The sequence below is a fragment of the Saccharothrix mutabilis subsp. mutabilis genome (genome assembly GCF_039521145.1).
Lineage (GTDB): Bacteria > Actinomycetota > Actinomycetes > Mycobacteriales > Pseudonocardiaceae > Actinosynnema > Actinosynnema mutabilis.
Window position 1 is genome coordinate 104000 of sequence record NZ_BAAABU010000014.1, and the last position, 12696, is coordinate 116695.

A 12696-nucleotide genomic window follows, 5' to 3' on the forward strand; every position below is an offset into this window, starting at 1 on the left:
CCGGCTTACGTTTCCGGTCCACCTGAGGAAAGGAGGCGTCATGCCGGCCCTGGCCGAACCGACGGACGTCGTGGAATTGTGCCGACACCGGGCGGAACGCTTTCCCGATCGGCGCTCCCACGTTTTCCTGGACCACGCCGGGAACGAGAGCGCCGCGCTCACCTTCGGCGAACTGGACCTGCGGGCGCGGGCGATCGCCGCCCGGCTGCGCGACCTCGCGCCACCGGGCGGGTGCGCGGTGCTCAGCCACGCGCGGGGCGTGGACTTCGTGCCCGCGTTCCTCGGCTGCCTGTACGCCGGGATCGTCGCGGTGCCCGCCCCGGCGACGCGGCGCACCCACGGCGACCCCCGGTTCGAGCGGTTGGCCGACATCGTCGCCGACGCCCGGCCCGACCTGCTGCTGTGCGGCTCGGACCGGCTCGCCGGCCGGGGCCTGGTGGACCGCGCGCTGCCCACGGACCTGGTGGACCCGGGCCACGCGCGGCGGTTCGAGCCGGTCCCGGTCGGACCGGACGCCGTGTCGCACGTCCAGTACACCTCCGGCGCGACCGGCCGGCCCAAGGGCGTGGTGATCACCCACGGCAACGTGCTGGCCAACGTCCGGCTGATCACCGGGTCCGCGCCGGACGCGCCCGACCGGCCGCCGACGGTGACCTGGCTGCCGCTGTTCCACGACATGGGCCTGGTCGGCGGCGTCCTGCACCCCCTCTACGCCGGGCACACCTCGGTGGTCATGGCCCCGCAGGACTTCGCCCGCTCCCCGGTCACGTGGCTGGCCGCGCTGGACCGCTACGGCGCGCGGTTCGCCGCCGCGCCCGCCCTCGGCTACGACCTGTGCGCCCGGCGGGTCACCGACGAGCAGCGCGACGCGCTCGACCTGAGCCGCCTGCGGGTCGCGGTGATCAGCGACGAACCCCTGCGCGCGGACACCGTGGACGCGTTCGCCGACCGGTTCGCCCCCAGCGGGTTCCGGCGGGAGGCGTTCTTCCCCGGCTACGGCCTGGCCGAGTCGACCGTGCTGGTCAGCGGGGGACCGCCCGGCCCGGTGGTCACCGCGTTCGACCCCGACGAGCTGGCCCGCGGCCGGGTGCGGCCCAGCGCGGACGGGTGCCGGCTGGTCGCCTCGGGCGTCCCGGACCCCGCGGCCGCGGTCGTGATCACCGACCCGGGCACCGGCGAACCGCTGCCGCCCGACCGGGTCGGCGAGATCCGCGTCGCCGGCCCCAGCGTCGGCGCGGGCTACTGGCGGCGGCCCGGCGACCCCGCGTTCGACACCACCGTGCCCGGCCACGGCGGCGGGTTCCTGCGCACCGGCAACCTCGGCTTCCTGCACGACGGGCGGCTGCACGTGCGCTGCCGGCTCGCCGACGCGATCACCGTGGGCGACCGCGTCCTGATGCCCTACGACCTGGAGGACGCGGTCGTGGCGGCCCGCCCGTCGATCCGCGCCGCGTGCGCGTTCCAGGACCCCGCCGGCCGGGTCGTCGTGCTGGCCGAGACCCGCGAACCGGTGGCGGTCGAGGTGCCCGACGTGGACCTCGTCGTCCCGGTCCGCCCCCGCACGTTGCGCTACACCACCAGCGGCAAGCTGCGCCGCGCCGACACCCGGGCGGCGTGGCTGCTGTCCGGCCGCGACGGGAGGAACGGCTGATGCGCATCCTCGACCCCCGGGTCCACCTGCCCGGCGACGGCACCCCGCTGGCCACCCTGGTGGACCTGTGCCGCGCGCGAGCGGCGGCCGAACCGCGCCGCCGGGTCTTCCGGCACCGCTCGCCCGACGCGGCGCTGACCCTGGCCGAGTTCGACACCCGCGCCCGCGCGCTCGCGGTGCGGCTGCTCGACGTCGTCCCCGCCGGGTCCCGCGCGCTGCTGGGCTTCGCGCCCGGCCTGGACTTCGCCGTGGCCCTCGCGGGTTGCCTCTACGCGGGCGTGGTCGCGGTGCCGGTGCCACCGCTGGGCGGTCCGGGCGCACGCGTCGAGTCCGTCGTGCGCAGCGCCCGCCCCGGCGTGCTGCTGTCCACCGAGCGGGAACTGGCCGAGCCGCAAGGGGAAGCGTCGTGGGGCGACCTGGTCCCGATCGCCGTGGACGCGCTCGACCACGAGCGGGCCGACCGCTGGCAGCGTCCCGACACGGGCCCGGACAGCGTGGCCTACCTCCAGTACTCGTCCGGGTCGACCGGCGAGCCCAAGGGCGTGACCCTGACCCACGCCAACGTCCTGCACAACCTGGCCATGATCCACCAGGCCACCGCCCGGCCCGCCGACGCGGAAGGCGAACCCCGGCCCCCGTCGGTGCTGTGGCTGCCGCAGCACTACAACATGGGCCTGATCGGCAGCGTGCTGGAACCGCTGTACTCCGGGCACGACGTGGTCACCATGGCCGCGTCCGCGTTCGTGCGCAGCCCGTACACGTGGCTGCGCACGCTGTCCGACGTCGGCCGGGTGGACACGTGCGCGCCGAACTTCGCGCTGGACCTGTGCACGCGCCGGATCACCTCGGCGCAGTTGGCCACCCTCGACCTCAGCGGTGTCGAGATGCTGCTCATCGGCGGCGAACCCGTGCGCGCGGCCACGCTCGACCGGTTCCACGAGACCTTCGCCGGCGCGGGGCTGCGCCGGGACGCGCTCGTGCCCGCCTACGGCCTGGCCGAGTCGACCGTGCTGGTCACGGCGGGCCAGATCGGGCAGGGACCGGTGCTGCTGCGCGTGGACCGCACGGCGTTGACCGCGGGCGTCGCGCGCCCGGTCGAACCGGCGGCGGGTGGGCGCCTGCTGGTCAGCTCGGGCTCGGTGCCGGCGGCCACGACCGTGGTGCCGGTCGACGCGGTCACCGGGCGGCCGTGCGACGACGGCCGGGTGGGGGAGATCCACGTGGCCGGGCCCAGCGTCGGCCTGGGGTACTGGAACGCCGAGTCGGACGTGTTCGACGCGGTGGTGCCCGACCACCCCGGCCGGCGGTTCCTGCGCACCGGCGACCTCGGGTTCCGCTACGACGGCGAGCTGTTCGTCACCGGCCGCGCCAAGGACGTGATCATCATCGCGGGCGCGAACCACTACCCGCACGACATCGAGGCGACCGTGGAACGCGCGCACCCGGCGGTGCGCGAGCGGGGCGTGTGCGCGCTGGGCGTGGACGACGGCGAGCGGGAACGGCTCGTGGTGCTGGTCGAGGTCGTGCCGGAGTCCGCAGCGGACCCGGCGGAGCTGGTGCAGGCGGTCCGGCGCGCGGTGCACGTGGCGCACGGGTTGCAGGCGCACGGCGTGGAGCTGCTCGCGGCGGGGGCGTTGCCCTACACCGTGAACGGCAAGCTGCGCCGCGCCGACTGCCTGCGCGGCCACCTCGCCGGCGCCCTGCCGCGCTGGGCGCCGTGACGTGGGTCACGAGTTGTCACGGGGGCCTCCGGGGCCGGTGTCTCCGGGTCGATCGGGCATTCGTTGCCGCGGCAGGAGAAGGGGAGTCCCATGAGCAAGGTCTGGTTCGTCACCGGTTCGTCGCGCGGCCTGGGCCGCTGCTTCGTCGAGGCGGCGCTGTCGCGCGGCGACCGCGTGGCGGCGACCGCCCGCGACACCGCGAGCCTCGACGACCTGGTGGCCGGGCACGGCGACGCGGTGCTGCCGCTGGCGGTGGACGTGACCGACCGGGCGGCCGTGGCGGAGGGCGTCGAGCGGGCGGTGGCGCACTTCGGCCGGCTCGACGTGGTCGTGAACAACGCCGGGTACGCGCAGATCGGCGCGATCGAGGAGCTGACCGAGCGGGAGGTGCGCGACCAGTTGGAGACCAACGTGTTCGGCGCGCTGTGGGTGGTGCAGGCCGTGCTGCCGCACCTGCGCGCGCAGGGCTCGGGCCACATCGTGCAGCTGTCGTCGGCGGCCGGCCTCATCGCGATGCCGTTGGGCGGGGCGTACCACATCTCCAAGTGGGCCGTGGAGGCGATGAACGAGTCGCTGGCCGCCGAGGTCGCCGACCTGGGCGTCAAGGTGACGGTGGTCGAGCCGGGCGGCTTCGCCACCAGGAACGGCAAGAACCCCGACCCGCTGGCCAACGGCCACCTGTCCACGGCCCACCCGGCCTACGCGGGCCTGCGCGAGCGCCTGGCGGCGGTGGCGGGCGAGCAGCCGGCCGGCGACCCGGTGGCGGCGGCCCGGGCCCTGCTGAAGCTGGTGGACGCGGAGAACCCGCCCCTGCGCGTCCTCTTCGGCCAGGGCTTCTACCCGATGGTGAAACAGGCCTACGCCGACCGCCTCCGGACCTGGGAGGCCTGGCAGGACCTGTCGGCCGAAGCCCACGGCGACCTGGCGCGAGCAGGACGCTGAGGCGGGTGGCGGTGTCCCGCGCCGTTCGAGGTGGCGCGGGACACCGGCCGTGGCGGGTTCGTCTACAGCCGTTGCCACAGGGACGGCACGTTGGGCGGCTCCCAACCGCTCAAGGAGGTGTGCGCCTGGATGCAGCGGTAGGTCGCGCCGCCGTAGGTGGCTTGTGCGCCGGTCGGGTAGGCGACGCCCGCGGTCCACGGGCCCGTCACCGGCGGGGTGGTCGTGGTCGTGGTCGTCGTGGTGGTTGTCGTGGGGGTTGTGGTGCTGGTCGGGGTCGGGTCGCCGCCGGGGCCCACCTGGAGGTCGACGCAGTTGTAGAACGCCATGGCCGTGTCGGCGATGTTCCAGATGGCCAGCAACTTGATGCGGCCCGTGCGTCCGCCCAGGCTCACGTCGTGCTTGACGGTGCGGCCCGGTTGGCGGCCGTGGTCGTTGAACTCGGCGATCTTGCTGCCGCCCACGAAGTACTGCCACGTGGTGGTGGCGTGGTTGGCCGTGATGAGCCAGTTGAACGACACCGTGTCACCGACCGACGCGGCCGGCCAGGCCTTGCTGTCGTCGTTGAGGGGCGCCCAGCGGGCGTCGCCGCCGTGGCAGTTCTGCTGCCCCTTCAACCCTTCCACGCTCGCCGGCTCGTAGATGATGTCACCGCACTTGGACACCTTGCCGGCGGCGCAGTTGGCCTGCCGGCTGGGCGGTGAGGTGATGTAGCCGTGCGCGCTGGCCGGTGCGGCGGTCGCCACCACCAGGAGGGGTGCGACGGCGACGCCGGCGAGCGCCGCCGCGAGCTTGCGCTTGAGTCCCATTCTCGAAGCTCCATCCGGAGGAACCCCAGGGGGTGTCCCTGGGCAGGGGGTCCGCGGCGGCCGGATCGTGCTCCGGACGCGGCCCGCCCTCGTGAGCGCGGGCCGGTTCCGGCAAGTGGTCTAGACCATATTCGCGCCCGGTGATCGCGTCAACCGCCGTGCGGTCGGATGCCGTTGAGCCACTTCCATCGAACCGCCGTAGCCGCCGCGCGACCCGTGCCGAGCACCCCGGCGCGCTCGACCACGCGGGAAGGCCGCGCCGCCGGGCTTCCGCGTCACCCGGCGGCGCGGCGGGCCCGGATGGTCTCCCGGACGACCGCGAAGGCGTCCGCCACCGGCCCCAGGTGGGCGAGCTTGTCCGGGTTGAGCACCGCCCGGACGGTCTGCACGCGGCCCCCGGAAACGTCGAGCACCAGGGTGTTGACGATCCCGCCCGCGCGGTCGCGGAAGATCGCCCCCGGCTGCCCGTTGACCTCGTGCGGCTGAACGGTCCCGCCGATCCGCGTGAACGGCGCCATGAACGCCCCCAACAGCCGCGCCACCGCGTCCGCCCCGAACACGCCGTCGCTCCACAGCGGTGCCTTGCCGCCGCTGTCGCCGACCATCGCCACGTCGGCGGCGAGCAGGACGCGCAACGCGGCCACGTCACCCTCGCGGAAGGCGGCGAAGAACCGCCCGGCCAACTCCTCCCGCTCCCGCCGGTCGGCCGCGAAACGCGCGCGACCCGCGTCCACGTGGCGGCGGGCGCGCACCGCGAGCTGCCGGCACGCCGCCTCCGAACGGCCGACCGCCGATGCCACCTCGGGGAAGCCGAACCCGAACACCTCCCGCAGCACGAACACCGCGCGCTCCAACGGGCTGAGCCGCTCCAGCAGCACCAGCGCCGCCATCGACACCGAGTCGGCCAGCTCCGCCGACCGCTCCGGGTCCTCGTACGGGTCGGTCAGCAGCGGCTCGGGGAACCACTCGCCGACGTAGGCCTCCCGCCGCACCCGCGCCGAGCGCAGCACGTCGATCGCGATCCGGGACACCGTCGCGGACAGGTACGCCTTCACCGACTCCGGCTCCACACCGGCGGACTCGTAGCGCAACCACGTCTCCTGCACGGCGTCCTCGGCCTCGCCGACGCTGCCCAGCATCCGGTAGGCGATCGAGAACAGCAACGGCCGCAGCCGCTCGAACTCGCCAGCCCGACTCCCCACCCGCATGAACCGCACCCTCCCCGACGCCGACAGGTCCACCACCCAGGACGAGACAGCCGCCCGCCCTGTGACATCCGGCCGCGATGTCACAGAACGCCGGCGCCACCTCGTCCCCAGGGGCGTAGGACGAACGATCGAGCGAGGAGCTTGCACCATGCGGGAACACCGGACCACGGCGTTGATCACCGGCGCGAACAAGGGCATCGGCCGCGCGACCGCCGAACTGCTGGCGGCGGCGGGCGCGACCGTCCTGATCGGAGCCCGGGACCGGCGGCGCGGCGAGGAGGCCGCCGCCGCCATCCGCGCCGACGGCGGCGACGCGCACGCGGTCACCCTGGACGTCACCGACCCGACCACCGCCACGACCGCCGCCGCGTGGGTCGAGCAGCGCTTCGGCCGCCTCGACGTGCTGGTCAACAACGCGGGCGTCACCGGCTCCGGCCGGGTCGCGCCGCTCGACGCCGTGGACCAGGTGCCCAGCACCGTGGACCTGGGCATGGTCCGGTCGGTGTTCGAGACCAACGTGTTCGGGGTGATCGCCGTGACCAACGCCCTGCTGCCCCTCCTGCGGCGCTCCCCGGCGGCGCGCGTGGTCAACGTCAGCAGCGCGGCGGGTTCGCTGTCCCTCAACGCCGACCCGAACGGCCCGCTCGCCGCGCTCCTGCCGTCGGCGGCGTACTCCCCGTCCAAGGCGGCGCTGAACGCGCTGACCGTCCAGTACGCCAACGAACTGCGCGAAGACGGCATCCTGGTCAACGCCGCCGACCCCGGTTACGTGGACACCGACATCAACGACCACACCGGCTTCCTGACCCCGGCCCAGGGCGCGGCCGTGGTGCTCCGCCTGGCCACCCTCGCCGCCGACGGCCCGACCGGCGGGTTCTTCGGCGCCGACGGCCCGGTGCCCTGGTAGTCGACGGGTTCTCGGAAAGCGGCTGCTCGGCGCATGTGGTCTAGTACGCTCGGCTGATCCACGGCGCGTGGGAGGTGCACAGTGGATGCTGCTGGACCCAGCCCTGAGCAGCGGCTGAACGAGTACCGGCGGGCCCTGGACGACGAGGACGCTGGACTGGGGGAACTGCCCGCCGACACCGGCGAGCACGTCGGCGAATCCCCGGACGGCCTGGTCACCGTGACCGTCGCGCGGGGCCGCGTGACGGCCGTGGCGCTGCGGGTCGCGCCGGCCGAGGTCGCCGCGCCCGAGTTGGGGCGGCACCTGGCGACCGCGACCAACGCGGCCCTGGCCGCCGCGCGCGCCGTCGCGCCGACCGCCGAGGACCCGATGCCCGACCTGAACGCCCTGATCGGCAAGCTCGCCGAGATCGGCGAGCGGAGCAGCCGGTTCCTCGGCCAGGTCGGCACGGCGATGGACCAGGTCATCGCCAAGGTCGGACCCCGCACCGGCATGCACGGCGACCCGTCGCCCGCCGGCGTGGACGCGTTGTTCTCCGAGGCCACGGCCGTGCTGCGGGCGGCACGCGACACGCTCGGCGGGTTGGCGGGCGCGCAGGTCACCGGTTCGGGGGCCGACGAGGACCACGACGTGTGGGTGCGGGTCGGCACCGACGGGACCGTGTCCAAGGTGGAGCTGTCGGCGGCCGTGCCGGAGCTGAGCGCCCGCCAGTTCACCGACCGCGCCCGGCAGGCGCTCGACGCCGCGCTGGCCGACTGGACCGCGCAGCGCCGCGCCCAGCCGCCGGACGCGTCCACTGTGGACTTCGGTCGGCTGTCCGGCCGGGCGGAGGCGCTGCGCACGCAGAGCTTCGAGCAGTTGCGGGGCTACACGGCCAGGATGAAGTCGATCATGGGCAGCATCGGCGAGCCGTAGGACTGGGGGAGAAGTGTCCGGACACCTGAACCTGTCGGGTGAGGCCATCGGCCGGTCGGGGGACCAGCTCACCGGCACGGCCGAGCGCCTGGCCGGGGAGATCGCCGCGTTCCGCGCGAGCCTGGCCTCCTACGGCAACCCGTTCGGCGGGGACGACCTGGGTTCCGCCATGCAGATGATCTACGACGTCATCTCCGAGGCGGCGATGGAGAGCTTCGAGGACAACGCGGGCGTGCTGACCGAGACCGGCGGCAAGCTCGTGGAGATGGGCGCCGAGTACGTCAACGTCGAGCAGGCCAACCACGGCCTGTTCACCGGGCTGGGAGGGGACGGCCGGTGACCACGGGCCTCATGCTGCCCGCGGAACTGGCGGGCCTGCTCAACACGCTGGGCTTCTCGTGGCCGGAGGGCGACGAGGGCAAGATCTTCGACATGGCGGGGGAGTGGATCGCCTTCGGCGACCGCCTGAGCGGGTCGGTCGGCGAGGCGCACGGCCAGGCCGAGGCCGTGTGGACGCAGAACGCCGCCGAGGCGGTGGAGCGGTTCAAGGCCTTCTGGGACGGCGCGGACGCGCCGAAGAAGAACCTGGAGGACGGCGCCACGGCGGCGGCCATGGTCGGCGCGGGCCTGTACGTGTGCGCGGCGGCGCTGATCGCGTTGAAGGTCGCGGTGATCGCGCAGCTGGTGGTGCTGGCCATCCAGATCGCGCAGGCGATCGCGACGGCGGTGGTGACCTTCGGCGCGTCGCTGCTGGAGATCCCCATCTTCCGGCAGATCACCAAGCTGCTGCTGGACATGGCGCTGGACGTGGCGATCAACGCGGTGCTCGGTGGCTAGGCGCGGCGGCGGGGCCGGGATCTTCAAGCCGATCCTGAACTGGCTGCGCAAGGGCCGGCGCTCCGGCGGCGGCGGTGGCCCCGGCGTCCCGGGGCGCGGTCCCGGCACGCCCGGCCCGCACACCACGCCCCGGTACCCGCGGCAGAAACCCATGCTGGACAAGTACAAGCACGAGACGGACCCGAACCACCCGGCGAACCCGTTCCCGGGCCGGTCGGTGCGCCGCCTCGACGATGCCGAGCGCGAGGCGCACCGCGTGTTCATCGACGGGCAGGGCAACCTGCGCCGGGCGCGGGACGGTTCGCTCTACGACACGCAACAGGGCACGTCGGCGTGGGGCGGCGGGCGCGCGATCTTCGTGATGGACGGCCGTGGCAACATCTACGCGTCCAACCACCACGCGCCCGGCCAGTTCCACCACTCGTCGCTGGCCGGCGGGCACCCCGTCGCGGCGGCGGGCGAACTGTCGGTCACCAACGGCCGCGTCAACTACGCCACCGCCGCGAGCGGCCACTACCAGCCGGGACCGGAGCACATGTCCAACCTGGCCCAGGAGTTCGGCCGCAACGGCATCCGCCCGCCGATCTGGGACTTCCGGGGCCCGCACCCCGGTGGCCGCCCCCTGTTCGCCTGACCCGTGAGGACCCCCGCCATGGCCATCGAGCACCGAGCCGAGCTGAACGCCGTCGTCTACGGCCTCTTCCGCGCCCCGAGCCTGGACCGCGAGGTCGCGGCGAGCATGGTCGAGGCCATGATCGCCCGCGAGTACTTCGTCGACGGCCCGGAGGCCTACGAGAAGGCCCTCGCCCAGGCCCTGAGCCAGCCCGACCCGGTGACGGCCGACCTGGAGCCGCCGTACGGGGAGGCGGAGGTCCGGGCGTTCCTCAAGCTCGTGCACGAGGAGCTGGTGAAGCAGAAGCCGTGGCGCTAGGCCTACCGCGGTCGCGGTAGGCGGCGCGTTCCTGCGGCGGGTGTGGCAGTCGGGATTGTCCGCTCGTGCGGGACGATCTCGCGGGGACTGGTCGGCATGATCGGCGTCAACGCAGGAATCGTTGAGCTGGGAGGACATCATGTCGCAGGTCGTCGCCGCCGCGTCCGCGCTGAGCGAGTGGTCCGGGGTGGTTCTGGCGCAGTCCGCCGACCCCTACGACCTCACCCCCGGGCGCGCCTGGTCGTTGGTGGGTGCGGTGGTCGGGCTGGTCGGCGTGGTCGCCGGGATCGTGGGTCTCGTGCGGGCCGGGCGGGGTGCCCCGGTCGCCGTGGGGTCCGGGGTGGTCGCCGTGGGCGTGGGGATCTGGGTCGTCTCGGCTGCCCAGGGCGGGCCCGGCACCGGGTACGGGATCGTGGGCGGGTACCTCGACCTCGTGGTCGGGGTCGCGGCCGTCGCGTTGGGCGGGCTGGCGGTGGCGCGGGGGCGGCGGGTGGCGGCGGGTCGGTGACGGCTCAGGTGCAGTGCCGGCCGACCATCTCGATCAGTGCGGTGACGTCGGCGTCGACCATCGGCGCACCGGTCATGCCCATCCGGTGCAACAGGGCCACGCACGCGTTTTCCTGATCATGCCGGGCGTCGCGCCGCGGGCGAAGGTGGCGCGGGGCCGGTGAGCCCCCGTCGGCGCGACCGCGCACGGCCGCGCCGACGGGCGTCCACAGTGGACTACCGCTCGGTCACACGCACTCGTGCCCGATGACCTGCGGCTGCTCGAACGGGTTGGTCGGGTCCACGTAGCTGACGATGTGGACGCACAGGTGGTCGATGGCCGGGTTGGTCTGCGGGTAGACGTTCAGGTCCTGCCAGGTGTCCCCGGCGTCGACCCAACGCGCCTCCCACGGGTTGCTGTCCGCCACGCCGCCCGCGAACACGGTCACGTCGACGTGGATGTAGCGGCGGTCGGTGCACTCGACGGTCCACCCGGCCTCTCTGGCCGCCGGGTTGGTGTGGATGTCCGTCGTGACGCAGCCGGCGGCGCTCGCGCCGGTGGTCGCGACCGCCGGTCCCGCGCCGGTCGCGAGCGCGCCGGCGGCCAGGGCCACGGCGGCCAGCGTCCGGGTGGTGTGCTTGCGGGCGTTGAACTTCCGCACTGGGCCTCCCCTTCCAGTATTGGTCTGGACCTCTCCGAGTCTGCCCAGCCCGCCGCCGGCCCACCTACCGCCGATCGGGCGCGTCCACCGTCACACGCGGACGGCCTTGAAAATCACCGCCACATGTGGCATGAGCCACTGAATGGTCCACAGTGGACTGACGTGGCCGCCCGGCCGGGAGCGCCGCCGGGTTGTGCGACCCCCGGTCGAGCGGAGGGCATCTCCTTGGCGCTGCGGCCGGGGGCCGGGTCGGGGCCCGCGAGCGCCCGGTGGGCGAGGCGGTCGGGCACCGGACCGGGCCCGCGAGCGCCCGGGGGGCGAGGCGGTCGGGCACGTCCTGGTCGCGCTCCCAGGAATCCGGTCCTTCGCCGTCGCGGCCCGTGCGAAGTGCGCCGACGCCGGCCTGGGCTCCCCGCCGACGCCGGCCTGGGCTCCCCGCCGGCGGTGGCCCTGGCCCGGCGGTTGCGGGGCTGCCCGGGTGGCCCCTTTACCAATCCTTTAAAGAGTGTGCGACACTGGTGTCGAGGGGAGTACTTCCCAAGCGTCTGACCGGTCAATACGGACACCCGTGCGTGTCCCCGGCAGGCCGCCCGCCGCGCGGGTGAAGGAGACCTCGGAGCACGCCGTGCCCGAGGAGGTCCTGTGTCAACGTCCCCCGCGTCCACGCTCGTCCTGGCGGAGTCCGCCGCCCCGGTCGGCACCCCGGCGCTGTGGGCGATCAGCATCGTCGCGCTCATCGCGCTGCTGGTCGTCGACTTCGTGGTCACCCGCCGCCCGCACGAGGTGTCGATGCGGGAAGCCGTCGGGTGGTCGGTGTTCTACCTGACGCTGCCGGTGGCGTTCGGCGTGTGGCTGTGGTTCGACGCCGGCACCGACCGCGCGCTGGAGTTCATGACCGGCTTCGTGGTCGAGAAGTCCCTGTCGGTGGACAACCTGTTCGTGTTCATGCTCCTGCTGGCCGCCTTCGCCGTCCCGGCGGCGGTGCAGCAGCGCGTCCTGCTCTACGGCATCGTCGGCGCGTTGGTGCTGCGCGGCGTGTTCATCGCGGCCGGCGCGGCGATGCTGGCGGCCGGGACGTGGGCGTTCCTGGTGTTCGGCGTGGTCCTGTTCGCCTCGGCGGTCAAGGTCGTCCGGCAGGGCGAGGCCGAGCCGGACATCTCGCGCATGCGTTCGGTGCGGCTTCTGCGTCGGTTCATGCCGGTCACCGACGACTACCGCGGGGCCAAGATGGTCGTGCGCGAGAACGGGCGGCGCGCCCTCACGCCGCTGGCGGTCGTGGTGGTGGCGGTGTTCGCCACCGACGTCGTGTTCGCCGTCGACTCGGTGCCGGCGGTGTACGGGATCACCGAGGACCCGTACCTGGTGTTCGCCACCAACGCCTTCGCGCTGATGGGCCTGCGCGCGCTGTACTTCGTGCTGCACGCGGCCCTGGCCAAGCTGGTCCACCTCAACCACGGCCTGGCGGTCATCCTCGCTTTCATCGGCGTGAAGCTGGTGCTGCACTGGGCGCACGGCATCTGGCCCGCAGTCCCGGAGATCCCGACGCCGCTCTCCCTGGCGGTGATCATCGGCACGCTCGCGGTGGTGACCTTCACCAGCCTGCGCGCCCGCCGCGGAGTCGACGCGTGAC

14 protein-coding genes are annotated in these 12696 nt (G+C 73.9%); 11 read left to right on the forward strand and 3 right to left on the reverse strand.

The window, feature by feature from the left end; all coding sequences use genetic code 11:
• Positions 1-40: 40 nt before the first annotated feature.
• The 3 genes from ABD126_RS26045 to ABD126_RS26055 all read left to right on the forward strand — a co-directional run bounded on the left by ABD126_RS26045 (position 41) and on the right by ABD126_RS26055 (position 4314).
• Positions 41-1651, forward strand: coding sequence for an AMP-binding protein (locus tag ABD126_RS26045; protein ID WP_343936551.1), 1611 nt, complete (start codon positions 41-43; stop codon positions 1649-1651).
• Positions 1651-3372 carry a fatty acyl-AMP ligase gene (locus ABD126_RS26050; protein WP_343936552.1) on the forward strand — a complete coding sequence of 574 codons (1722 nt, stop codon included), beginning with the start codon at positions 1651-1653 and terminating at the stop codon, positions 3370-3372. Before ABD126_RS26045 ends, ABD126_RS26050 begins: the two co-directional genes overlap by 1 nt.
• Before the next feature lie 90 nt (positions 3373-3462).
• A complete protein-coding gene (locus ABD126_RS26055; protein WP_343936553.1) occupies positions 3463-4314 on the forward strand; it encodes an SDR family NAD(P)-dependent oxidoreductase in 852 nt (283 codons plus the stop codon).
• Between the two features lie 62 nt (positions 4315-4376).
• Here ABD126_RS26055 and ABD126_RS26060 read toward each other — a convergent pair whose 3' ends face one another.
• Entirely contained in the window at positions 4377-5120 is a 744-nt protein-coding gene (locus ABD126_RS26060) for a lytic polysaccharide monooxygenase (RefSeq protein WP_343936554.1), read from the reverse strand.
• 275 nt (positions 5121-5395) lie between these two features.
• A complete protein-coding gene (locus ABD126_RS26065) occupies positions 5396-6328 on the reverse strand; it encodes an RNA polymerase sigma-70 factor (RefSeq protein WP_343936555.1) in 933 nt (310 codons plus the stop codon).
• 148 nt (positions 6329-6476) lie between these two features.
• Between ABD126_RS26065 and ABD126_RS26070 the strand changes: the two genes are divergently transcribed.
• The 7 genes from ABD126_RS26070 (at position 6477) to ABD126_RS26100 (ending at position 10426) form a co-directional block, all read left to right on the forward strand.
• Positions 6477-7235 (forward strand): SDR family oxidoreductase, encoded by a 759-nt coding sequence (locus ABD126_RS26070; RefSeq protein WP_343936556.1) that lies wholly within the window; start codon positions 6477-6479, stop codon positions 7233-7235.
• A gap of 81 nt (positions 7236-7316) precedes the next feature.
• Positions 7317-8150 carry a hypothetical protein gene (locus tag ABD126_RS26075; RefSeq protein WP_343936557.1) on the forward strand — a complete coding sequence of 278 codons (834 nt, stop codon included), beginning with the start codon at positions 7317-7319 and terminating at the stop codon, positions 8148-8150.
• A 13-nt stretch (positions 8151-8163) separates the two neighbouring features.
• Entirely contained in the window at positions 8164-8490 is a 327-nt protein-coding gene (locus tag ABD126_RS26080) for a hypothetical protein (protein ID WP_343936558.1), read from the forward strand.
• Entirely contained in the window at positions 8487-8987 is a 501-nt protein-coding gene (locus ABD126_RS26085; RefSeq protein WP_343936559.1) for a WXG100-like domain-containing protein, read from the forward strand. The genes ABD126_RS26080 and ABD126_RS26085 overlap by 4 nt, the downstream gene beginning before the upstream one ends.
• A complete protein-coding gene (locus tag ABD126_RS26090) occupies positions 8980-9621 on the forward strand; it encodes a hypothetical protein (protein ID WP_343936560.1) in 642 nt (213 codons plus the stop codon). The genes ABD126_RS26085 and ABD126_RS26090 overlap by 8 nt, the downstream gene beginning before the upstream one ends.
• An 18-nt stretch (positions 9622-9639) precedes the next feature.
• Positions 9640-9918, forward strand: a complete 279-nt coding sequence (locus ABD126_RS26095) for a hypothetical protein (protein WP_343936561.1) — start codon at positions 9640-9642, stop codon at positions 9916-9918.
• A gap of 139 nt (positions 9919-10057) precedes the next feature.
• A complete protein-coding gene (locus ABD126_RS26100; RefSeq protein ID WP_343936562.1) occupies positions 10058-10426 on the forward strand; it encodes a DUF6223 family protein in 369 nt (122 codons plus the stop codon).
• A gap of 226 nt (positions 10427-10652) precedes the next feature.
• Here ABD126_RS26100 and ABD126_RS26105 read toward each other — a convergent pair whose 3' ends face one another.
• The gene (locus ABD126_RS26105; protein ID WP_343936563.1) at positions 10653-11066 is read right to left on the reverse strand and encodes a hypothetical protein; all 414 of its coding nucleotides are present in this window, start codon (positions 11064-11066) and stop codon (positions 10653-10655) included.
• 672 nt (positions 11067-11738) lie between these two features.
• On the opposite strand from ABD126_RS26105, the gene ABD126_RS26110 reads away from it, so the two are divergent.
• Positions 11739-12695 (forward strand): TerC/Alx family metal homeostasis membrane protein, encoded by a 957-nt coding sequence (locus ABD126_RS26110; protein ID WP_343936644.1) that lies wholly within the window; start codon positions 11739-11741, stop codon positions 12693-12695.
• Position 12696: the final 1 nt, after the last annotated feature.